This window comes from Pantoea dispersa (assembly GCF_019890955.1).
Taxonomy (GTDB): Bacteria; Pseudomonadota; Gammaproteobacteria; order Enterobacterales; family Enterobacteriaceae; genus Pantoea; species Pantoea dispersa.
Genome location: NZ_CP082348.1, coordinates 53,971 through 75,598 on the forward strand (window position 1 = coordinate 53,971; position 21,628 = coordinate 75,598).

Annotated in this window: 20 protein-coding genes and 1 pseudogene; 12 read left to right on the top strand and 9 right to left on the bottom strand. The window is 48.1% G+C overall.

The window, feature by feature from the left end:
* Positions 1–38: 38 nt before the first annotated feature.
* A complete protein-coding gene (locus tag K7H94_RS22345) occupies positions 39–1,235 on the bottom strand; it encodes a PfkB family carbohydrate kinase (protein ID WP_222952512.1) in 1,197 nt (398 codons plus the stop codon).
* 649 nt (positions 1,236–1,884) lie between these two features.
* Here K7H94_RS22345 and K7H94_RS22350 point away from each other — a divergent pair.
* Positions 1,885–2,315 (top strand): annotated as a pseudogene (locus K7H94_RS22350) (ABC transporter permease subunit); the annotation flags it as partial.
* A 391-nt stretch (positions 2,316–2,706) separates the two neighbouring features.
* Complete coding sequence (locus tag K7H94_RS22355; protein ID WP_222952513.1) at positions 2,707–3,378, top strand: hypothetical protein; 672 nt, start codon at positions 2,707–2,709, stop codon at positions 3,376–3,378.
* Positions 3,379–3,568: 190 nt separating this feature from the next.
* Here K7H94_RS22355 and K7H94_RS23240 read toward each other — a convergent pair whose 3' ends face one another.
* Complete coding sequence (locus K7H94_RS23240; protein WP_338047896.1) at positions 3,569–3,763, bottom strand: hypothetical protein; 195 nt, start codon at positions 3,761–3,763, stop codon at positions 3,569–3,571.
* Positions 3,764–3,922: 159 nt separating this feature from the next.
* Positions 3,923–4,345: a resolvase gene (locus K7H94_RS23245; protein WP_338047897.1), complete on the bottom strand. Its 423-nt coding sequence runs from the start codon at positions 4,343–4,345 to the stop codon at positions 3,923–3,925.
* Between the two features lie 349 nt (positions 4,346–4,694).
* Between K7H94_RS23245 and K7H94_RS22365 the strand changes: the two genes are divergently transcribed.
* Complete coding sequence (locus tag K7H94_RS22365) at positions 4,695–6,041, top strand: RES family NAD+ phosphorylase (protein ID WP_222952514.1); 1,347 nt, start codon at positions 4,695–4,697, stop codon at positions 6,039–6,041.
* Positions 6,042–6,635: 594 nt separating this feature from the next.
* Here K7H94_RS22365 and K7H94_RS22370 read toward each other — a convergent pair.
* Both K7H94_RS22370 and K7H94_RS22375 read right to left on the bottom strand, forming a co-directional pair.
* Positions 6,636–7,637 (bottom strand): ParA family protein, encoded by a 1,002-nt coding sequence (locus K7H94_RS22370; protein WP_222952515.1) that lies wholly within the window; start codon positions 7,635–7,637, stop codon positions 6,636–6,638.
* 891 nt (positions 7,638–8,528) lie between these two features.
* Positions 8,529–8,687 carry a type II toxin-antitoxin system YhaV family toxin gene (locus K7H94_RS22375; protein WP_222952516.1) on the bottom strand — a complete coding sequence of 53 codons (159 nt, stop codon included), beginning with the start codon at positions 8,685–8,687 and terminating at the stop codon, positions 8,529–8,531.
* A gap of 1,369 nt (positions 8,688–10,056) precedes the next feature.
* Here K7H94_RS22375 and K7H94_RS23340 point away from each other — a divergent pair.
* Both K7H94_RS23340 and K7H94_RS22385 read left to right on the top strand, forming a co-directional pair.
* Complete coding sequence (locus tag K7H94_RS23340) at positions 10,057–10,230, top strand: DUF1524 domain-containing protein (protein ID WP_222952517.1); 174 nt, start codon at positions 10,057–10,059, stop codon at positions 10,228–10,230.
* Between the two features lie 639 nt (positions 10,231–10,869).
* Positions 10,870–11,904: a tyrosine-type recombinase/integrase gene (locus K7H94_RS22385; RefSeq protein ID WP_222952518.1), complete on the top strand. Its 1,035-nt coding sequence runs from the start codon at positions 10,870–10,872 to the stop codon at positions 11,902–11,904.
* 8 nt (positions 11,905–11,912) lie between these two features.
* Here K7H94_RS22385 and K7H94_RS22390 read toward each other — a convergent pair whose 3' ends face one another.
* The 4 genes from K7H94_RS22390 to K7H94_RS22405 all read right to left on the bottom strand — a co-directional run bounded on the left by K7H94_RS22390 (position 11,913) and on the right by K7H94_RS22405 (position 13,939).
* Positions 11,913–12,488 (bottom strand): VapC50 family PIN domain-containing toxin, encoded by a 576-nt coding sequence (locus K7H94_RS22390; protein ID WP_222952519.1) that lies wholly within the window; start codon positions 12,486–12,488, stop codon positions 11,913–11,915.
* The gene (locus K7H94_RS22395; RefSeq protein WP_222952520.1) at positions 12,485–12,943 is read right to left on the bottom strand and encodes an excisionase family DNA-binding protein; all 459 of its coding nucleotides are present in this window, start codon (positions 12,941–12,943) and stop codon (positions 12,485–12,487) included. The genes K7H94_RS22390 and K7H94_RS22395 overlap by 4 nt, the downstream gene beginning before the upstream one ends.
* Positions 12,944–13,403: 460 nt before the next feature.
* Positions 13,404–13,691: a type II toxin-antitoxin system RelE family toxin gene (locus K7H94_RS22400; RefSeq protein WP_222952521.1), complete on the bottom strand. Its 288-nt coding sequence runs from the start codon at positions 13,689–13,691 to the stop codon at positions 13,404–13,406.
* Entirely contained in the window at positions 13,688–13,939 is a 252-nt protein-coding gene (locus K7H94_RS22405; RefSeq protein ID WP_222952522.1) for a type II toxin-antitoxin system Phd/YefM family antitoxin, read from the bottom strand. Before K7H94_RS22405 ends, K7H94_RS22400 begins: the two co-directional genes overlap by 4 nt.
* Before the next feature lie 795 nt (positions 13,940–14,734).
* Here K7H94_RS22405 and K7H94_RS22410 point away from each other — a divergent pair.
* The 7 genes from K7H94_RS22410 to tssG all read left to right on the top strand — a co-directional run bounded on the left by K7H94_RS22410 (position 14,735) and on the right by tssG (position 21,618).
* Positions 14,735–15,664 (top strand): type VI secretion system protein TssA, encoded by a 930-nt coding sequence (locus tag K7H94_RS22410; RefSeq protein WP_222952523.1) that lies wholly within the window; start codon positions 14,735–14,737, stop codon positions 15,662–15,664.
* A gap of 22 nt (positions 15,665–15,686) precedes the next feature.
* Positions 15,687–16,226 carry a type VI secretion system contractile sheath small subunit gene (gene tssB, locus K7H94_RS22415; protein WP_222952524.1) on the top strand — a complete coding sequence of 180 codons (540 nt, stop codon included), beginning with the start codon at positions 15,687–15,689 and terminating at the stop codon, positions 16,224–16,226.
* A 2-nt stretch (positions 16,227–16,228) separates the two neighbouring features.
* On the top strand, positions 16,229–17,749 hold the full coding sequence (tssC, locus tag K7H94_RS22420) for a type VI secretion system contractile sheath large subunit (protein ID WP_222952525.1): 1,521 nt from the start codon (positions 16,229–16,231) through the stop codon (positions 17,747–17,749).
* 73 nt (positions 17,750–17,822) lie between these two features.
* Entirely contained in the window at positions 17,823–18,341 is a 519-nt protein-coding gene (locus K7H94_RS22425) for an Hcp family type VI secretion system effector (RefSeq protein ID WP_222952526.1), read from the top strand.
* A gap of 61 nt (positions 18,342–18,402) precedes the next feature.
* Positions 18,403–18,837 carry a type VI secretion system baseplate subunit TssE gene (locus K7H94_RS22430; RefSeq protein WP_222952527.1) on the top strand — a complete coding sequence of 145 codons (435 nt, stop codon included), beginning with the start codon at positions 18,403–18,405 and terminating at the stop codon, positions 18,835–18,837.
* 17 nt (positions 18,838–18,854) lie between these two features.
* Entirely contained in the window at positions 18,855–20,687 is a 1,833-nt protein-coding gene (gene tssF / locus K7H94_RS22435) for a type VI secretion system baseplate subunit TssF (RefSeq protein WP_222952528.1), read from the top strand.
* Positions 20,680–21,618, top strand: a complete 939-nt coding sequence (gene tssG, locus K7H94_RS22440; RefSeq protein WP_222952529.1) for a type VI secretion system baseplate subunit TssG — start codon at positions 20,680–20,682, stop codon at positions 21,616–21,618. Before tssF ends, tssG begins: the two co-directional genes overlap by 8 nt.
* Positions 21,619–21,628 lie beyond the last annotated feature (10 nt).

A 21,628-nucleotide genomic window follows, 5' to 3' on the forward strand; every position in this document is an offset into this window, starting at 1 on the left:
TCCTGCCAGCGGAAGGCCGCTGTGATTAGTTGTCTGTTTTATCGTTGTTGAAGTCTGGCAAGCACCTGCTGACGATCGGGCATATTGCTTGCTCCTTCTCGCTCAACAGCCAGTGAAGCAAAGGCAGAGGCCCAGGTTGCGGCCTGCACCAGACTTTGTCCCTGAGCCAGGGCCGCAGCCAGCGCGCCATTGAAAGCATCCCCTGCACCAGTGGTATCTACGCTCAGCGCCGGAAATGCCGGAATATGGTGGAATTGTTGGTTATCAAACAGCAGAGCACCGCGAGAACCCATGGTGATGATTAGTCTCCTTGCGCCCAGCGCAATAATGGCCTGCGCCGCCGCACGTGCACTCGGGAGATCAACGATTTCAATGCCAGACAGGCGCGAAGCCTCTGTTTCGTTTGGCGTGAGAACATCAATCATCGGCAAACAACTCATCACGTCGACTGAAAACGGTGCGGGATTCATAATGACGCGGACGCCCAGAGTGTGGGCGAGACGGATGGCGCTGCGTGTAGCCTCGAAATTGTTTTCCAGTTGAAGCAACATCACGTCGGCATCCATTAACTCGTGCGTTAACTCGGCAATCTCTTCATCTGTTACGGTTTTATTCGCACCCGAGTAGATCGCAATCATGTTCTCGCCATTTTCCTGCGAGACGTAAATGATGGCGCTGCCGGTGGGTTCGGTATCTGTCTGGTAGAGGCGGAAAGAGTGAATGTCGGAGGCTGAAAGGTGATCGAATGCAAACTGGCTGAACTGGTCAGTCCCTACTTTGGCAACAAAATGGACTCGTGTACCGGCACAGCTGGCGGCCATTGCCTGATTGGCACCTTTGCCGCCGGGTCCCAGCGTGCTTCCCAACGCCATCAGTGACTCGCCACTTTGTGGAAAGCACGCCACTTTCGCTACGATATCAACGTTAAATGCGCCAAGGATGCAGACTTTCCCCTGCTTACCCGACGATTTAACCGATGCTTTGCGTGATTGCAGACGTTGAAGCAAAACTTCGAAGTTACCGCTTTCGCTGATGAGTTTTTCTTGCAGATTACGGCGTAAGGCAATCGCACCGCCATAGCAGCGTTGTACTAAACCCTGTTGCGCCAATGCACTCAAATCAGTGCGAATGGTTTCCCTTGTCACACCAAGTTCGCTTGCAAGTCCATTCACCGTGACGCGTTCGTGTTCATCCAGCCATTGCAAAATTTGGCTGCGTCTTTCTTCCAAAAACATGCGCTTTCCTCCGCTTCGCCCGCAAGCGTAAGGGAGACGGCTATTTATGAAAGTGATGCGGATCTCAGCAATCGGGTAAAAACGGAAGCAAACAAAAACTAAGTGAGAATCGCATTCAGATCGTATTGACGTACAGGCAAAGGTAAGCTGGACCTTCCATGGCAGATGTTCATGAAACCGGTTCACCGGCGAGTCCTGGCTAGGGCCGATTACTTAACGCAATCTTCAGACCGCCGCAGCGCGCCGTAGTCGGTCAACGCCAGCATCAGGCGGTCACTAAGCGGGGAAGCTGCGGCAGTAAAAAGAAAAGACTGCCACTGCGCATCATCAGGAATGCTAGCCAGCTTTACGACGCGGGGAACCAGTCCCCGGGCAGAACTCAGAGTGCCGGAGCGGGGCAGAGGTTTAACCTGGCAAAGGTCCAGATTTGTCAGAAAGTCTTACCAGAGGCGGATTGCTGACAGGCGAAGCTGGAGCGTGGCGCTGGCCGCGTGAAAAGGCATGCCGAGTAGTTGAGGCTGATGTAGTCAGCCTAGTCTTCAAACCGGGCCTTTTCAGGCTCAATTCCGTGGAGGCAGCAGAACGCAAAATAATGGCGAGGGCACTGCGATATGCGGTGAGTGAGGCATGCGCTCGCCCCAGATCGGATAACGCCCACTCTCTGTCGAACTGGATGATCATCATTGTGGCGCTGAGTGCCCGCGTCGCTGCATTTCAAGCTGAAGTGTGGAAGGTGCGCTAAACTCGTTCGACAGAGGACAATCCGACGCCGCTTTGTCGCTTGGCTTTAGCGGCGGACAGCGATTCCGTCGGGTGATGTTCCCGCAAATTATCGTGGCGGCGATCCCCGATCTGGCAAATGCTTTTATAGTGATCATGAAAGCGCGTTCGCTGGCATTTGCCATCGAAGTAGTTGATATCTTTGCTCAGGCACAACTAACGGCGGCACTGAGCTTCTACTATCTCGAAGCCTTCCTGATTGCAGTGGTGTTCTACATGGTAATTGTCTATGTGTTCACTAAGATTGCCGACAGGATTGAGGCAATGCTGCGTGCGCGCCTGATGATTAGCGTGCAGTAATTTAAAACCAGCACGGGGGCGTACTCATTACTAACATCAGGGTGTATTAATCAACGGGGAGCAGCTCAGGGGATTTCGTGGTGAATGGCCAGGCATCGTCTTAATAATGGGGCATTTTTATTGCCTGAATCCACAGAAATAGCGCATTCGACTTCAAACTGCAGTTATGGCGTCTTGCGCTTATCATGACCGCTAGCCACAGCCAATATGAACAAAGATGCAGGCACATTCTGCAGCCCGGGTAAACGGGATCGGATTCGACCTGACGGTATCGCTGCTGACTCAACAGCAAATCATAAAAGCTGAGAGTTTAAACTGTTCATTAGCTGAATTTATGTTTGCAGAAGACCTCTGATATAGTTCGTTTTTCTCTCCGTACTGACACACTGATATGCTGAATATTATCGAATGGATCCCTGACGGGATCATGAAAAATAAGGTGGCGGCGTGGCTCATCGGCACGGCTGGACTGATGGCCGTCGCGGCTGCCAGTACCTATGCAGCCCTGAACGTCACCACCCTGACCGAAATGAAGGGGCGGATAGAGGGCCTCGTTCAGCAAAATCAGCACCTGACGCAGGACCTGCAGGTTCTGCAGGCGCGCTATGATAATGCAATGGCCAGCCGGGATGAGGGCATCAGTAAAAGGGTCAGCGAAATGTCATCTGTCTGGCGGGACAGCATGAGCACCCTCAGCGCGCGGTATGAAGGAGCGCTGAAAGAAAATCAGGATCTGAAAAATGCGCTCAGTGCTGCAGACAGCGGGGAACGCCGGCGGGCAGCAGAACAGAAAGAGTCACGGCTTAGCGCGCTGAATGCGGCGCTTCTGTCAAACAGCAACCGGATTACTGAGACGCACAAGGAGTTGTATGACACAAGCTCCACCGCGGCCTATTACCAGAAAGAGTGTGAGAAGAATGACGGCGGCGCTTTCTCAAATACCTGTGAAATGGCCTCCAAGTACGGGGCACAGGCGACCTCACTTCGCGAACAGATAGGCTCGCTGGAAAAGAATGCTGAAATTCTTAACGAACAGATCCTTGCGCTGGACAGCAAAGGATAGAAGAGTGACCCGGATTGACGCCTGTCAGATCAGCATCAGCGGAGGCGCTGTCCGGGCATGGGAAGGGAGAAAGCCCTTACGCCAGACAGACGCATCCGGGCTGCAGCAGGATCGGCTCAGCCATGGAGGGGATTCGTATCTGAGCCAGAGTCCGGATCCGCAGCGGCCGGCATGGACATCCCCCCTCCCGTCAGCCCCGTGAAACAACGGTACCCGGCAGCCGCCGCCGCGCGGCCTCGCCCGGATACATAGAGAACCGCACGCCGAGCTGGCGGGTGACGTCCAGCGCAAACACCCGCGTATACCACTCGGTAGACTTCGCGTCCCTGTGGCCCATCAGCATCTGGTTCACCTTCTGCGGCACCTGGTGCTGCACCAGATGCATGGCAAATGAGTCCGGGCGTCAACGGCCGGATGAAAAACGTCACACCGTCTCGCGCGGCGGACGCAACCGCCTGTGAAATCCAGCTGCGCGCCGTGTCCTCGCTCTTTATATCCCACAGCCGCGCGTCCGCAGCCGGCTGCGCCGTCGCAAACCACTCCCTTAAACGCTGCACAAAGCCCGGATCGGTGAGCGGCACCGCCCGCGCGCGGCCTCCTCGAGGCGGCGCTGCTTGAGCGTCCTCAGCACCACGAACGGCGAGGAGAGTGGCGCGCCGGTGAGCGGATCGTTCAGCACGAAGTTCTCTCTGGCCAGCGGCTGGATTTCATTGAGCCGGCCGCCGGTGTTCCACAGTGCATCGATGAACAGCCGTTTTCGGAGATCGGGTACTTTTGAGAGCAGAACGGCCACCTCGGGGGCAAGCAGGTAGCGGGGCATGTCGGTGCCGTACGCGGCTGCCAGATTGCGCAGCGCCACCGCGCTTTCGTAGTCAAAGTAGCGTGCGGCGCCCGTATCGGCTAAAAAATGACTAGTGGCGTCGCTACGTGAAATCTGCGCCATTTCGTGGGGTTGATGTGTGCCCAAACTTTCAATCTCCGTTGCCTGGCGTTGTGGAACGTATTTTCCCCCGTCAGTCCAGCGAAAACCACGGGAATAAATCGATCCATCACGGGTCCTGCTCGGATCGGTTTTCCGGCTTTTATCCCGTATAAGGAGAATAACCTGGACGAAGAGGATTAAACAGCGCGGCGATGGCGTGCGTAACGTACGCTTTTTTCACGGTAACCTGCTGACGTAATAAGGAAAATACCGGGAAAGGCGGGGCAGGGGACATGCCAGGCACTCTTGGCTGCATGCCTGGCCGAACACGGAAATGCCAAAGAGAGGTTTCAGATGTATTCTGTAACGCAAGGTAAAAAAACTGGGAGGCTACATGGAAGAGGAAAAAAACATCTGCCACAGTTGTGTGGGAGATCCGTATATTAGTAAAGAGATCAAAAAAATTGGCAGCACTGAAGATCGCTGTAATTACTGTCATACCAGAAAAAAAACTTTACCGCTCACTGAACTGGTGGAACCTATGCACAGGGTTTTCCAGCTGTTTTATCGGGTGCGTTATGATGCCGATCTATATCCTGGGTATAGTCTGGGATATACAGCTGAAGATATTATTTCCGAAGAATTAGGAGTGGATGGTGATATTTCAGAAGACATTCACGCGGCCTTAAAGGAAGAATTTAACGATTATTATGACGAAAATACCTACAATGAAAGTTATTTATATAGAAGAACAGACTTCACATCTGGGATACTTGAAAAAAAATGGGATGAAGTAAAGACTTCACTTCAGAGTGAGGCACGATTTTTCAATAATCATGTGAAATTTTTCTTTGAGAGAATTTTCAACGGACTGGAAAATTTACAGACAGTGCAGGGCAGAAATGCCGTAACTTTCATCGACAGTAATGCGACCATTTTCAGGGCGAGAAAATTTGACAGCTACGAGCAAGTTGAAGAGGCACTTCAGCATCCTGAGAAACACTTCGGGCCTCCACCTCACTCTAAGGCAACGTCAGGGCGCATGAATGCGCAAGGGATCCCTGTTTTTTACGGGGCCACCACCCCGGATATCGCGATTGCGGAGGTCAGGCCCGCCGTGGGGAGTTATGTTGTCGTGGCAAGGTTCATTCCTGTGAAACCGCTGCGCATCCTCGAAATGTCTGCACTGGATGGGCTGGTAGAGGTTAGCGGAAGCCTGTTCGATCCCGACATGGAAGAAAAAATAAGTACTGCTTCATTTCTGCGAAAGCTGTCCCGCAAACTGACCCTGCCTGTATCAGGAAACTCAGATAATGAATATCTGATTACTCAGGCGGTAGCGGAGTATCTTTCTGTCGCCTATGATCTCGATGGAATCAGTTTTAAGTCAACACAGCAAACCGCAGAAAAAAATAAAAACTCAAATCCTTTCAATATTGTCCTCTTTAGTAAATCATCATCTGTCCAGAATGCAGACAGTAACGGCCAGCATTATTCCGTAAGCCTTTTCGAATACGATCACGATGAATATGGCTCTCATTCATGGTTAGAACCGGTAATTAATAAAATAGAAAATAATTCAGAAAGAATTTCCTTAAAAAGAAAAAACAGTTTCGGATTTAAAGACTATTCACTGCAGCTGGATGCCGGTGGGCTTGTTTTTTACAGAATCAAAGGCGTGATGTTCCAGACAACGGAATATCCGGTCAGACTTGGCCATCCCATAGTCTCAAAAAAATGAGAGGGGTAATGATTTTCTTTTCACTAGCTTACATTCTGGTAAAGCTCAGCCTTCGAGGATCAGCGAAAGTCGGCCATCACAATACCAGATGTCTTTGCTGTATGCCTGGAAGAAATGAGAAATACGACCGCAGAGAAGAGTTCGCTGGAAGCCGGCGTGAGAATCAGTAGATCGCATGCTGCCGGAAAATCCGCAGGGCGGTCAAGCGCAATTTTCGCTTTCTGGAAATATGCCTTAAAACTAAACAAAACAGCAGGCGGGGCAGGGGGGAAGCGAGCCGCAACAGATCCGTTTATGCTTAGAAAGGAAATACGTAATTATGATCGGATACCAGATGTTGTTATTCGTGCTGTTAATCTCCCCTGACTACCTTTTTTCAAATTTTTAAAAACGGAAAGCCTATACAAAGCGGTCAAAAAAATGAAAAGCAAAGTCAGATACTATCTGGTATTATTTTAGTTAGATTTCAAGAGTGGCGAAATAACAATACTTCAAAGTGTTCATTCCGTGAAAACCTTTTATTAATATTCGCCCGAATGACGGGCGAAAATATCATGAAAAACATGCAAAACTATGAAGGTATTTTAGTGAGAGCTACAATCTTCTTAGCAAACTCTTCAAAAACCTTCCTAAAATCATCCTGACTTTTTTCATATTGACTAAAATTTTACCGCCCTGTTCAATCTCCGCATCTACTAATTCGAAAACTGGAGTCTTATGCTTTTGCGATTGAGCAATCAGAGAATTAAAATCAGATATATTAACAATATTATAAGGCTCATTATTTTCAAAAAAACATTCAGCCCCATCTGTGTCTATAATCATTTTTTCTTTTTGCAATACTGGTACTAATTCGTTATGTACTGAGCTATGTATGACATCAATCCATTTTTGAAAGGATTTCGCTGGCGCATTACTTCGTGGTCGATATTTTTGTGAAAGGAATCCAATGAATTTTGGTGGATTCGTTGGAACAGGATACGCCAGTCCTTCTTTTCTGAAAGAATTAATAGATTTATTCCAGCTCGGAATAACCTCTGATAAGGATTTTATGGCTTGTTTACAAAAGAAGTCCGGGGTTGTAGGCACTAAGAAATAGTCACTACTCATGAAAAGACATTGGTTTAGGGCCCCTACACTAGGACTCATATCGATAAGGATATAGTCAAAATCATAATCTTTTTTGGTTGTCCTTAAAACTTCACTCAAACTTCCTGGCATGTTTCTTACAGCAGGGATACCTTCGCTAGCAGTTAATGCAAATGCCAGTTGATTCTCAAAACCAGATAGTTTCAAATTACCACAAAGAAGATATAGGTTTTCGTTTTTAGTAGGGATGGGATTAGCTTTTTTTACACCTCCTAGCATACCTTTCTCTAATGGCTCTATACATGAGTAAATATCTATGCATTCTTTTCCATTATAAAACCCCTCTGCTTCATCATCACCTATAATTAAACTTGTGAGATTGCATTGAGGATCGGTGTCAACTATCAGGGTTTTTAACCCCATATTGGCAAGCATCCATCCAAGATGGTAAGTTGTAGTGGTTTTACTAACACCACCTTTATGGTTAAACAGAGATAAAATCGGCATATGATTCCTTAATTTAATGGGCGCCAGGATCTTTAAAGTAACGTATCCCCTTGGTTAATATAAAAATTTTTAGAGTTTATAATAATTAGATAATGCTAGTAACAACATTATCATGCACCTGTTGTAAATTCGCGTCTAGCAGAAGATTAGAAATTAATTAGTTTGACCTTTACGCAAAATCGTAACAGCTTCATCACTTGGTATCTGAGGCTGAACCCGATGCATTGCCACAATGTCCAATACATCCATCATGTATAGATCTCCGTCAATTTTGCTATCTACTGCCCGAGCAGACTCCGCAGCGCCTTGAGCAGCGTACCGCCGCTGAGCATGTTCATGGCATAAATGTGTCGGAAGGTATGCATGGCCCTGACGCAGCAGCTCCCACTTCCTCGCTCAGCTAGGTGCTCAACATACGGTCGCTGATTTTTACAGCCGGACCAATTTAGTCCGGCCCGTTCTTTCGCTGTGCCGCTCCATCGGAATGCGCAGACGTTAAGCAGCAATATGTGTTGTCAGCCGCAGGTCGATAACGTCTTGAATTACTCTAGGCCGGTTAACATCGTTCATCGCAAAGCACTCCGAAACGTAGGCCGTCATCAGTTGCGTCCTCAGCCGGTAAGCTTCTGAAAAAGGGAGATAAAGCGGACATCTCAATATAGCCAGGGGCGGACATCTGAATTTAGCCGTTACCGCTAAATGGCGCATAATGCTATTTATGTTAAATATGGTGTCTGGTCGTGCACTCAAACTACCATCAGCCTATCACCTCCCGTTATCAATTAATTCCACATCAATCCGTAACCAGAGTTTATTCTGGCAACGGATTTTTACAGTTCCCCCTTTTTGAACCGAAATTCGAATAAGGTCCGATTAAACGATCCGAGTCAATTACTCTGCGAGAAAGCCAGAAATTGATGATCCTGCAGTTGCAGATTTTGCCTGACGTAGAAGTTTATCCCAATTATCCGGAGGATGGCCCGCGTTCAGCATCCCGATAAACACTTTATATGCATCCGTTTTAGAATCATATATAGTGGATATACTCACCTGGCTTCAGATGCAGGGCATCGCGTATTGCTACCGGGTTCGTGGTCTGACTGCGTTCGGTGAGCCGTGACTCAGCGCGCAGTGATACGTCCGCCATATTTAAGTTAGTCGCCATCGGTGTACCTCTTTACTTCCATCCCTCAGCGTAAGGGGCGAATATGCTTCGCCGGAAGATTTATTCCATCGCTACCCGGCACACTATCTAAGACAATGCCTGGATTACCAATCCGCCAGGATTTACACACTGTGAGTGATTTTATTTTCGAACAGGAGAATGATAATGCATTTGCATTATGTAATGCAAATGCATTGAAAAAGTGATACACGCAAAATGAATGTGAGTCCACAAACAGGAAGGCTTGGCCACATTTTACTTTTAGCCACGCTTAAACGTCTCGGCCGACCTATCTGAACATCCTCCCTGTACGATCGAAGGTTAAGCTGAGGCCTTTCAGGCGGACGGCTTAGGGCATTGTTCTTGCACAATGCGCAGCGATTCAAAAAGATGTGACGATACATGCGTGCATGTCGTATTGCTTCAGGCAGGATCCATTGCGCCAGATACTACGGCGGTATGTGAACCGCTATGATATCCGGCATTCACTGATGAATTGTATGACCTGGAGCAGAATTCGAATTAGAAATGACTGATGTTGATAATACCTAGTCACAACATGTGCGCCGCAGTAGTCGAAGATGCTGGGGTAAATCATCATAAATATGTTAGATTTACTTATTGTTACAATTATCACTTTACGAACCTAAAGCGATTAAGTCATATCTTTTATCTGTCCTCAATTGAGATAAGCGATTCGTACTTAGTTGCATTTAATCAACGGCTTCGATAAACATGTGCTTCTGTAACTTAATAATGTGGAAGGTATAAAAACGCTTCACTTAAGATGAAATTTTTTATATGTTACTGTTAACAAGGTATTTCCATTTCTTTTAACTACCAACCTGCTCGGGAAATTTAATGGACTTAAAATAATAAAAATTCGTGGATGGCAAAAAACACGTGTACTTTTACTTGAGGTTCTTAACGGAAATTATCAAGGTAAAGATATTGTCCAATGCATAAAAAGCATCGAGCGGTTATTATTGATCCAAACTTTAATATATCGACAGTATCTTTGTGAAGCTGGAGAATTACTCCACTTTCCCTGTATTTAAAGCGACATAAAGACATTACTCAAATCACCTCAAAGATTAGATCTATGGGGGATACTCTTATCAAACTTTTAGATGTCCCAGGCGCAGTCAGGGAAAACTTCAAAAATAGAGATTTCTACACTTGGCCAAGCATTCGTTATTTTTTGTATCAGTATGAATATAAATTGAAATCTGAGACTAAAAATTTAGAGATAAGTTGTCTTGGGATGAGTTTTCTAAAGTCGAACAGGAACGCGATTTCAAAACTGTTGAACATATTTATCCTCAAAGACCAAAACACAAGTATTGGGTCGATCTCTACAAAGGGTTAACTATTAAACAAAAAAGAATGTTACGAAATTCCCCTGGTAATTCAACCCCTCAAAGATAAATATTAAAGAAGAGAGTTTTATTTTGAATTTCTTGGCCTTAACTTCTGATTAAATCAAGGTCAATCTCAAAAGGTTGTCTTTTTTTAAAGGAACTAATAAAATGATATTTTATAATATATTTTTTGATGATGAATTTCTTATAAGCATTATTCACCCTCTTGACTATGTTGCTGTGAGATCTGGTTCTGAACTAAAATTCCACTAAATTATTAAGTTATGATTGTCAATATATAATTATATTTAACCTTTTATCAGTCAACTTCGTGCATCCTCCAAGCTTATGCGGGCGATAGGTCGAACTCCAAATTCATATAATTGTAGTTATATGAAGTCTTACAGCTCTTAACCTCAACTTACATCAAACCACTACCTTAATTCACTAACCTTATATAATTACCATTATATAAGGCCAGACACCGGCGCAGAAACGCGCTATCATCAGGATCCGTGGCGGATCCTGACCTATGCGGCCATTTATACGAAACGGCGCAACCTCGATCCCACCCGGCTGAACAGGCGCTGAGCGCAAACGGCTAAAATTCCGGCAGCGCTACGTAAATTCTGGCGAATAACTGCCCTGCCGTTTTCTCAGAATTCACGTAGCGTTGCCTCTTAATAAATGGGCGAAACGGGTCAACATGAGCGAACTCTCCGGTTTTAACGGTGTTGCCCTTACCGGCAGCAACGATGAGGATCTCACCGCGAAGCTGGCCGCGTTCGTCCGGCACCGCGAGGCATTTTCACCTAACACGTGGCGGCAGCTGCTGAGCGTGATGCGGATCTGCTGGCGCTGGTCGCAGGAAAACCGGCGCACCTTTCTGCCGATGTCACCCGCGGATTTGCATGACTACCTCCTTTACCTGCAGGCCACCGGGCGGGCTAGTTCAACCATCGCGGTGCACGCCGCGCTTATCGCCATGTTACACCGTAACGCAGGACTGGTCCCTCCGACCGTTTCACCTGACGTTGTGCGTGCCAGAAAGAAGATCAACCGTACGGCCGTCGTCTCGGGTGAGCGCACCGGCCAGGCGGTACCCTTCTGCCGGCCGGATCTGAACCGTCTTGATGCGGCATGGAACAACTCGCCCCGGCTTCAGCACCTGCGTGACCTCGCCTTCATGCACGTGGCCTACGGCACGTTGCTGCGTATGAGTGAGATATCCCGGCTGCGGGTGCGGGATATCTCACGCGCGGCCGACGGGCGCATCCTCCTGGACGTTGGCTGGACCAAAACCATCCTGCAGTCGGGCGGTATCGTTAAGGCCCTCAGTGCCCGCTCTTCCGGACGGCTGATGGCGTGGATCAACGCCGCCGGTCTGGCTGGCGAACCTGATGCGGTGTTGTTCTGCCCCGTGCACCGGTCAAACAAAGTTACCGCAGTCGCAACTGAGCCTATGAGCGCGCCGTGTCTGGAAGACATCTGGCGGCGTGCCCGACGTCAAGCGGGTGCGGTGACTCCGCTGAAAACGAATAAAGGACGCTACTCCAGCTGGAGCGGCCACAGCGCCCGGGTCGGTGCCGCGCAGGACATGGCGAGAAAAGGGGTCTCCATCGCGCAGATTATGCAGGAAGGCACCTGGACACAGACGCAGACGGTGATGCGCTATATCCGCAGAGTCGATGCGCACAACGGGGCCATGGTCGGACTGATGGAGGATGAGGACTGGCAGTAATAATCCTGTTAAATCAGTGCCGTCAGAGGACGCAGGCGTGAAACGGTTTCCGGCAGCTGCTGGCTCAGCAGGCAGTCCAGAAATTCGTCAGGAGTGAATGGCGGGGATTTCAGGCTGGCGCGCTGGCGGCGCGCGGCATCGAGAACCACAGCAATGTCCAGTTCGGTCAGATCTGTAATAAAGCTGTCTGAATGAATCGCCCGCAGATTCCAGGTTGCGAGAACATCGTCAGGAAAATCCTTCAGATTAAATGTGACAATGCCTTCAGCCTGGGCAACGATTGCGGCAGCGACAACGTGACGATCGTCTTCATCAGGCAATCCCCTGATGGATTCAGTCAGAGACTGATACCCTGTTACGAGAGCATCGGGCACGTGGCGATCCATCAAGGCACGGACCCGCTGAAGCTGAGCCCGGTTCAGTTCGGTGCGATTGAGCAGCACGTTACGGATCCACTCTTCGTGTATGTCTTCCGTACATCTCGCGCGAAACTGTCCGCCGGCAGCAAGATGCATCAGGAAGCTGCGCAGAGGTGCAGGGGAGAGAACGCAGGCGTCAAATATGACGGTATAGCCAGAACTCATTCGTAACCTAGCCCCAGTTCCTGGTCGAGCGCGCCCAGCTCAACAAGTGCATCATGCCTCTGGTTCATCAGTTTTTCGCGGTAGGCTAGCGCGTCCACGTAGCGGATTTTACGGCGGTTTCCCGCACGGTGGTAAGGCAGTTCATCGTTGTCCAGAAGCCGAATCAGCGTCGGACGCGAAATATTTAAAAGGTCGGCCACTTCCTGCGTAGTCATTTCGGCCCCTACCGGAACAAGGCGCACGGCGTTCCCGTTACCGAGTTCGGTCAGCACGTCAACCAGCATACGAAGCGCGCTGACCGGAATGCTGACATTGTGGATCCGGCCACTTTTGTCAGTGAGTGAAACCTGCTGAGACTCTGCGCGTGTTTCAAGGACGGCGGAGAGCTCCCTGCTACACAGGCGCGCAATTTTCGCTTCCTGCAGAGAAGGAGGCTTATTCTGAAGTTGTGTCATTTAAACACCTCCTGTACCTGTTATTCGAAATTTTCGCAAATGCTGGCGCCTTATGCAACAGCATTATGGTGTGATGGTGTGGATTAATGCCCTGTGCTATGCAGCCCGGCCGCGCGGGCATGACTGTGAGGTCTGTTTACCGGATGTGCTGATGCCATGTCCATAGACTGTTATACGAAGGAGGCGGAGCCGTCAGGCGATAATCGTTTACACCGCAAATACCCATAGTGTCTGGCTGGTCAGTGACTGCAGAATTATGCGCAGTCTGATTTCTGCAAACTCCTTTGAAATGCTGAAGATGGCTGCCATACCCGAAATGAAACTCTTTTATAACGGAAGTTATTAACGCCGGAAACGGCATTAACTGATGAGGGGGTTCCACAACATATAGAGGTTAACCTGTACCTGCCGTATGAAGCAGGGTGTCAGGATATATGGACAGGCCTGTTAGCCCGGCCGTTTAGCGCATTCTTTCGCTGGCAAGTTTGTATACGTCGCTGCGCTCACGCTTGCCCACGGCAACTACTGCGATAATAAGCTCATCGTCTGTCACCTGATAGACCAGACGAAAGCCGGATGCTCTGAGTTTAATTTTGTAACAGTCCTTTATGCCGCGGAGCTTTGCTGAAAAAATATGGGGGTTCTCACAACACTTTTTAAGCTTTCGGGCAAACTGCTGCTGAATAGCCTTGTCCAGCTTGTGCCATTCTTTCAAAGCATCTTCTCTGAATTTAACCGCGTAGGTCACAGAAAGGCGTCCAGATCAACGTCATGCAGCGGCTGCTGGCCACGCCCCCTGACAAGTCGGACCAGTTCCTGATCGTCAATGGCATCCAGCATTTGCTCGTAGAGTTCAGCCGGCACGCAGTAAAATGCGGGCTGGTTTCGGTTCAGAATGGCGACAGGAAAACCGTCACCGGCGCTTACGGTAGCCATCGGATTTTTTTTCAGCTCACTTACGCTGGCGCTGGTATCACTCAGGATGATGTGTGGCATAGGCCCTCCAAGACTATTTAACCAGTCTTTATGGTAGCAGTCTCATGACCTGTTAACCAGTCCTAAAAGCATATGTTCATCCGTTATCAGCTGACTGTTTTTCTGCCATATCATCCTTCGCTGCCACGCCCTCTAAGTAAAGAGCGTGCTGTAGATGGAAAACCTCAATTTTCGTTGATCACGATCGAGCTTTTTTGGCAGATAACACCCTATGCTGATCAAAAAATAATACTGTTTTTTGGGCACCTATAACTGATTAACTCCTGTAGTTTACAAATAAATCAATCGACTATTCAAATGTTCTAATGAATTTTGATAACACCTCACTTTTCTTGCACAATTAGCCCTTTTAAATCAAGACAATTCTTATAAGCACTCTAAATAGAATCATTTAAACAGAATTCTTCGGAAGAATCCTATTCGGCACTATGTCAATCACGCCCCACCCCTGTTTTTTTAGCACTTTCATAATTATAGTTATTTTACATCACTAATCGAGCAGTCAGAATTTTCTCTATTGTTAATAGCCTCGCTCACGCAATTAATGCAGTCATGATCTAATTTGAATGCTCGATAAGCTATAGAGCTTATGTCCTGCGAGAGTTTTTCTTCCAGAATAAACAAAAAAATACTTAATATAACGAATATTAAACTTAAATGATTAATAGTTTCTGGCTATTGATTTGCTTGAAATTAATACTGAAAAACATTTAGATTTTTTTGATTAATCCATTTATATTCGAAAGCAGGGAAGGGATTTTATGCTCTGCAAAAATCGTCGGATGGAGATGTTTAATGGATATTAATTTTTACAATAATCTTGAAATTGAATTTGATGAGGCATACAGTGAGATTGAATTTATACTTTCTCAAGCTGATTCAGATGATGACCCATTCAACAATAACGTTTTGCAGACAATTTCATGGCCATCCATAAACACAAAGTGCCAGATTCTGCTTGCCAAAGGTTTAGATTTTCGTGTGTTATTGTGGAAATTGCGAGCAGACCTTAATTCGCAAGGATTTTCTGGATTGTGGGAATGCTTTAGAATACTTGAACAAGCATTCACTCTTTTGCATGAAGATGAACTGAACCGGTTAAATGCAGCTATGAGCTTGTCTTGGCTTACAGGAGGCCAATGCTTATCCACAGTGAAAGCAGCGAAGCTTATCCCGAATTTATCCATTGTCTTTGACCAATTTCAGCAATCTCCGGCAGATTCAGCTAATGCTGTTTTCGCAAATAATTTTTCTGAACAAGTCACGATGCTCGGCAATGTGAATGACTGGTTCATAAATAACAATCTTCCTACTTTAAAAGAGCAGCTTCAGGATGGACTGCGAATACTCGATGCAATAACACAACGCATTAATTCATTGCCTGATGGAATTTTGTTTGATCCCTTTCGATTGCGAAACTATTTGCAAATAAAACTCAAATCTTTACTGAAAATAGATCACTCGATATCGGATGTTGAAAATCCCGCTGCCGGGCTTAAAAACGCGAGCGAGTCACCCTCTGCTCAGCAATTGAATCAACGAAGTGAAGCCGTGTTAATGCTAGATAATGTGCTTGCTTATTTTGATAAGCACGAGCCCAGCCATCCTGCTCCCGTGCTCATCCTCAGGGCAAAGAAAATGATTGGCATGGACTTCGCTGAAATCATCCAGGAATTATTGCCTGAAGCGGTGGAATCGCTTCAGCAATTTGCAGGAAAGTCTTAAATCACCTTGCAAGGAGTGCCTTATGGCAAAAGATTCAAGCTCGCAAAAATTTATTGGCAAAAATAATGCACCCCGCGTCCAGATTGAATATGACGTTGAACTTTATGGCTCCCAGAAAAAAATTGAGCTGCCCTTTGTGACAGGAGTGATGTCTGACCTTTCAGGAGATCGTAATAAAGACCTACTTCCCGTTGAAGAAAGGAAATTTCTAACGTTCGATCAGCAAAATTTCGACGATCGCATGCGCGCAATACGTCCACGTCTTCACTATTACGTTGAAAACACGATGGCGGAAGGCGATGCGCTGCTGAATATCGAACTTGAATTTGAACGGATGGCCGATTTTTCACCGGGAGAAATAGCGCGACGGGTACCTCAGATGGCTGCACTCCTTGAAGCCCGTGAGCACCTGACGCAACTTATTACTTACATGGATGGAAAATCCAGTGCTGAAGAGGTTGTCAGGGCAATACTGGAACAGCCTGACTTCCTGCAAAAATTAGTCGCTGAAGCCAGACAAGCAGCCCAGCCTGATAACACAAACTCGGATGAGGAAGCGTAACCATGACAATTTTGTCACAACAGCGTATCCGGCAATTTGTGAATGCAGACGCTGCGTCGCTGGATGAAGAAAAGGACGAACTTGACTCTCTCCTGAAAAAAAGCTTTCGTCCGATGACAAGTGAAGCATCCAGTGCGGTGCGCCAGTCAATTAATACGCTTGTCAGTCACGTTAACAAGTACAGCGTCAGGGTCAACCAAGATATCTTGTTTACGATCCAGTCAGTGATAGCCGATATTGACGAGAAGCTCTCTCAACAGATGAATGCCATTATTCATCATGAAAAATTTAAAAGTCTTGAAGCTTCGTGGAGAGGTCTGAGCCACTTGGTTGACAACACTAACGTCAGCGAAACCCTTAAAATTCGGGTACTGAACATCACCCAAAGCGAATTGATGGCAAGCCTGCGACGTTTTCGTGGAGCATCATGGGATCAGAGCCCAATTTTTAAGCAAATTTATGAAATGGAATATGGCCAGTTTGGGGGTGAGCCATTTGGATGTTTGATCGGTGATTACGCTTTTGATCACAGCCCTGCCAGCGTGATGCTTTTGAGCGAAATAGCCAAAATCGCTGCTGCCTCCCACTGTCCGTTTATAACCTCTGCGTCTCCAGCGCTGATGCAGATGAATAGCTGGAGTGAGTTGGGCAATCCTCGTGATATAGGCAAAATATTTACTACGCCTGAGTATGCTGCCTGGCGGCGCCTGCGGGAGAGCAATGACGCACGCTACATTGTTCTCACTATGCCAAGGTTTATGGCGAGACTGCCTTACGGAGCAAAAACTTGTCCGGTCGATGATTTTGCTTTTGACGAAACAATCAATCCTAATAATGACGAGGATTTCGTTTGGTCTAATGCTGCTTACGCGATGGGTGTGAATATACACCGTGCATTTCATGAATATGGCTGGTGCTCGCGCATACGCGGCATCGAATCCGGTGGATCCGTCGAAGAGTTACCTGCTTACTCCTTCCCTTCTGAGGAAGGAGGAACAGAGCTAACCTGTCCAACCGAAGTCGCTATTTCAGATCGCCGGGAGCAGGAACTCTCAGATGCAGGCTTTTTACCTCTGGTATACCGAAAGCATTCAGATTTTGCGGCTTTCATTGGTTCGTGTACATTGCATGCACCCAAAAATTATGAAGATGCAGATGCAACAGCCAATGCCCGATTGTCAGCCCGTCTCCCCTATATTTTTGCCACCTGCCGTTTCGCTCATTATCTTAAATGTATTGTGCGGGATAAAATTGGGTCTTTCCGCTCACGCACTGAAATGCAGGTCTGGCTGAACGACTGGTTGATGAACTATGTGGATGGCGATCCTTCGGTATCAACTGAAGCTACCAAAGCCCGTCGCCCGCTTGCCGCTGCGGAAGTCAATGTCGAGGATGTTCCCGACGATCCTGGATATTACCGCGCCCATTTTTATTTACGCCCTCATTATCAGCTTGAAGGCATGACGGTATCACTGCGTCTTGTCTCGAAACTTCCGTCTGCACGAAAGGATGGAGAACAATGAATAACGCCCGTTTTGAAAGGTGTTATTTATACACTCTGCGGCAATCGCCGTCCCTCAATTAAGGAAATGAAATATGGCAGCTCAGGTTGACTATTTTTTAAAAATTGAAGGCGTAGCCGGTGAATCACCGGACCTAAATTATCCAGAATGGATTCAGCTAGATGCATGGCAATGGGCTGAAGAAAATGCAGGTCATTTCTCAACAGGAAGTGGAGGGGGATCAGGTAAAGTCGAAATGAAAGACTTTGAATTCCGCATGCGAACAAATAAGGCTTCACCCAAGCTTTTTTTAATGTGCGCTATGGGGGAACACATTTCTCAGGCCAGACTTGTATGCAGAAAATCAGGCCAGGGTCAGAAAGACTTCCTCACGATAACATTCAGTAACTGCTTGGTCTCTTCGTTCAGGACTGTGGGTAACATGCCGCTTGATTCCATGGGTGTTGAAGCCTCCGACACCGTGTTACCAACGGATGTGATAAAGCTGAACTTTGCTCGTATTGAAGTCGAGTATAAGCCGCAAAATAATGATGGTTCTATGGGCGCCACCATTAAAACAGGTTACGACCTCAAGTTAAATACGCGTATATAAAATAACACTTCTCGCTATGACTATTCATTAGTCAGGGATAGTCATAGCTATAGGATGAAAATTGAAAGCTTCGCATCCTCAATTATTCGATAAGTTAAGCGTATCCTTTCATCAAAAAAGCTGGAAGGAGGCATTAATTCGCGATATAGAAGGTTTGTTGAATAATGCAGCACGAAGCGGAGAGTTATTATTAGACCATTATCCAAACTGCAGGCATTCAGTTCTGAATTATGGGCTGCCCTCAATGAGTCGTCAGCTGCCCATAAATATTGATGCTTTATTGCTGGCTCAACACATACAGAATATTTTGATCGTATTTGAGCCCCGTATTGATCCCCGAACGGTTCGTGTAACACCTGTAACCGAAAAAATGCAGTCACGGGTATTGGCCGTTCTGTTCGATATTAATGGCTGCTATGTCGTACCTGAGCATCAGGCTCCGCTGCAATTGCGTATTGCCCTGGATTATTCCTGTGGCGCAGTGACCATGCTTTAAACAGGGAGCAGAGAGAGATGAACCCGGATTTTCTGACGCTTTACAATGAAGAGTTACGTTATCTGAGAGAAGCAGGCGACGCCTTTGCAAAACAAAACCCTCAGGTAGCGCAATATCTGGGCTTTCATCGTGATGGCACACAAGATCCTTTCGTCGAGCGTTTACTTGAAGGAAGTGCTTTTCTGACTAGTCGAGTACACGAGCGGCTTAATCAGGAGCAGGCCGAGGTAGCACAGAATATGCTGACGCACCTAGCACCAGGCTGGTCTGCGCCTGTCCCGTCAATTACCACATTAGCCCTGAAACCGGACATGGCTTATCCACAATGGGGGGCGGTCACATGCCTGCCGGGAGGGAGTCGTGTGTTGCTGAAAGATCCTTCGCTAGGCGACCAGCCAGCAACTTTTATTACTGCCCATGATGTGAACATCCAGCCTGTTGAAATTGCCCACGCCGCGATGCTGCGTCATCCCCCCGCTTCTCTACCTACTTTAACGGTAAAGGAATTCAGAGAGGCAGAAAGCTGCCTTCACCTGAAACTCAGCACGCGGGGGATTATGCCGTTAAAGGATCTGAACTTTTCACCGCTACGGCTGACCATTGGCAGTGAACTGGTTGTGATGCACAGGCTTTTAACCCTAATGCTGACAAGTACGCTGCGTATTGTCCTGCACGCACAAACGCGCAATGGCCCGATGGTTGCAGTTCTCCCCGCCAGCTCCATTTACCTTGCAGGACTCAATGATGAAAACCTTTTACCACAGGCTATCGGTGAACTGCCGGGAATGCGGTTGCTTAGGGAATATTTCGCCGCGCCAGGTCGTTTTGCAACAGTTCGGATTGAGGGGCTTGGGCCGTTTCTCTCACAAGGCGATCATTGCCATGAATTTGATTTGTTCTTTCTGTTTGACCGCCCTTCAGAAGGTTTAATCAACAGGCTTAAAGCCGAAGATTTCCATCTGCACGCGGTCGTAGCCCTTAACCTTTATGCGCGTTCATGTAGTCCTGTGAACCTTAATCATAACCACACGGAGTATCCACTGGTTGTCGATCGGCTGAATGCAAACCGGTATTGCCTGCACAGCCTCGTCACTGTCAATGCCCGGCTGGATAATCAGGAAAAAATTGCCTTATTGTCGCCCATCGGCCATACCCTCGCCAGCACACAGACTAGACCTGCTTACTGGGCGCTTCACCGTCGCTATTGCCCACAAACAAACACGAATCCCCATTCAAACCTGCCTGAAGAGCAAACATTTTTATCGTTCTCTACCGGACACGGAGGAATAGCGCCTGAACGCCTCCGAACGTTGCTTGTTGAGGCGATGGTTTGTGAACGACACCTGAATCCGGATCGTCTGCAGCAACCGAGCTGGGTTCTGGAGCAATCGATGCCCATTAGTGCCATAACGACGGTTCGTCACCCTAGCCGCCCTCAGCCGGTACCACCGGCTGAGATGAACTGGCTTGCGTTGCAGTTTCTCAACGTTAACCCTCTTCATTACTGCCTGCCTGACGTCAAGGATTGTTCAGAGCTGCTAAGACGCTGGTTGTTGCTGTTCACCGACGCGCGCAGCTCAGCCCAGCGCAAACAGGTAGGCAGTATTCGCCGGGCTTCGATATCTCATCATTTTGAACGCTGGGATGGCAAAGGTCCCCTGTGCTGGACCCGTGGGAGCACGTTATCACTCGATCTTGCAAATCACGATCACGCCGATGAAGGCGGCATGCTGTTTGGCTGGATAGTCTGGCATGCGCTTTCTGATTACGGCGAGCTTAACTACCGCCTCAATCTCGAACTGAAACTGGATGGTGAATTTCTGACGGCACAGGAGGCAGCACATGGCTGATTCACGTATAAGACCCCAGATGGATTTCTTTGCACTTTTGCGGGAAGTCGAACGCAGTGCTCCTGATGCACCCCGGCTGGGCACTCTCAATGACAAAGCATCGGCTCGCCTGCGCCTACAGCAACGAGCCAGTCTCGCATTTGCGCCCCGCGAGGTGGCTGAAGTTCAGGTAAAAGAAAGTGGTGTGAGCATTACGATGCGCCACTTTGGCCTGCTGGCCCCCTATGGGCCATTGCCCCTGTCAGTGACTGAACATGCGCGCAATGAGTTTCTGAGCCACAACAGCATGGCGTTCTGCGATTTTCTGTCGTTACTGACGCAGCGCCACGCCCTTCTCTGGTATCGCGCGTGGAGCCAGCTACACCCTATGGTAGGCTTCGATCGGCCTGATTCACAGAATCGCCTGAAAGCCAAGCTGCTTCAGATTGCAGGCATACCCGAAAACGGCCCTGGATCGAACGCGCATGTCCGCCTGCGTGAAAACTGGCCTGCCGCGTGGCTGCCAGGACGTGCAGCTCTGCGCGATTTGAGCAAGATGCTGAACCACTATTTCGATGTCTCGGTAGAGCTGCATGCTTTTGCCGGGCGGTGGATTGTCCCAATGGAGCAGAAACCGGCGAATCGTCTTGGAAAGCACGCTGCAGTGCGTCTTGGCAAACGCATTTTTGACGCTCAGCACATGCTTCTGATTGAAATCGGCCCTCTGCGTTACCCCGCCTGGCAGGACTGGCAGCGCGGCACCAAAAAGCTGCTTATGCTCGCCTCCATGTGCCAGATGTTTGTCCGCCACCAGTTGCATATCCAGATTGATTTACTGATGAAAACCGCATCCGGTCAGATGCACGCGGGGCCGCGCAGGCTGGGGCGTGCAAGCCTGCTGAAACCTTGTGATGCCCTCATTCGCCAGTGTGTCTGGCAAACCCCTGTTTAACAGAAGGAAG

Excerpts from the sequence above, each read along its gene's own strand:
- K7H94_RS22345 (WP_222952512.1), bottom strand. The coding sequence starts at position 1,235 with ATGTTTTTGGAAGAAAGACGCAGCCAAATTTTGCAATGGCTGGATGAA.
- K7H94_RS22355 (WP_222952513.1), top strand. The coding sequence starts at position 2,707 with ATGCTGAATATTATCGAATGGATCCCTGACGGGATCATGAAAAATAAG.
- K7H94_RS23240 (WP_338047896.1), bottom strand. The coding sequence starts at position 3,763 with ATGCATCTGGTGCAGCACCAGGTGCCGCAGAAGGTGAACCAGATGCTG.
- K7H94_RS22365 (WP_222952514.1), top strand. The coding sequence starts at position 4,695 with ATGGAAGAGGAAAAAAACATCTGCCACAGTTGTGTGGGAGATCCGTAT.
- K7H94_RS22370 (WP_222952515.1), bottom strand. The coding sequence starts at position 7,637 with ATGCCGATTTTATCTCTGTTTAACCATAAAGGTGGTGTTAGTAAAACC.
- K7H94_RS22385 (WP_222952518.1), top strand. The coding sequence starts at position 10,870 with ATGAGCGAACTCTCCGGTTTTAACGGTGTTGCCCTTACCGGCAGCAAC.
- K7H94_RS22390 (WP_222952519.1), bottom strand. The coding sequence starts at position 12,488 with ATGAGTTCTGGCTATACCGTCATATTTGACGCCTGCGTTCTCTCCCCT.
- K7H94_RS22395 (WP_222952520.1), bottom strand. The coding sequence starts at position 12,943 with ATGACACAACTTCAGAATAAGCCTCCTTCTCTGCAGGAAGCGAAAATT.
- K7H94_RS22405 (WP_222952522.1), bottom strand. The coding sequence starts at position 13,939 with ATGCCACACATCATCCTGAGTGATACCAGCGCCAGCGTAAGTGAGCTG.
- K7H94_RS22410 (WP_222952523.1), top strand. The coding sequence starts at position 14,735 with ATGGATATTAATTTTTACAATAATCTTGAAATTGAATTTGATGAGGCA.
- tssB (WP_222952524.1), top strand. The coding sequence starts at position 15,687 with ATGGCAAAAGATTCAAGCTCGCAAAAATTTATTGGCAAAAATAATGCA.
- tssC (WP_222952525.1), top strand. The coding sequence starts at position 16,229 with ATGACAATTTTGTCACAACAGCGTATCCGGCAATTTGTGAATGCAGAC.
- K7H94_RS22425 (WP_222952526.1), top strand. The coding sequence starts at position 17,823 with ATGGCAGCTCAGGTTGACTATTTTTTAAAAATTGAAGGCGTAGCCGGT.
- tssF (WP_222952528.1), top strand. The coding sequence starts at position 18,855 with ATGAACCCGGATTTTCTGACGCTTTACAATGAAGAGTTACGTTATCTG.
- tssG (WP_222952529.1), top strand. The coding sequence starts at position 20,680 with ATGGCTGATTCACGTATAAGACCCCAGATGGATTTCTTTGCACTTTTG.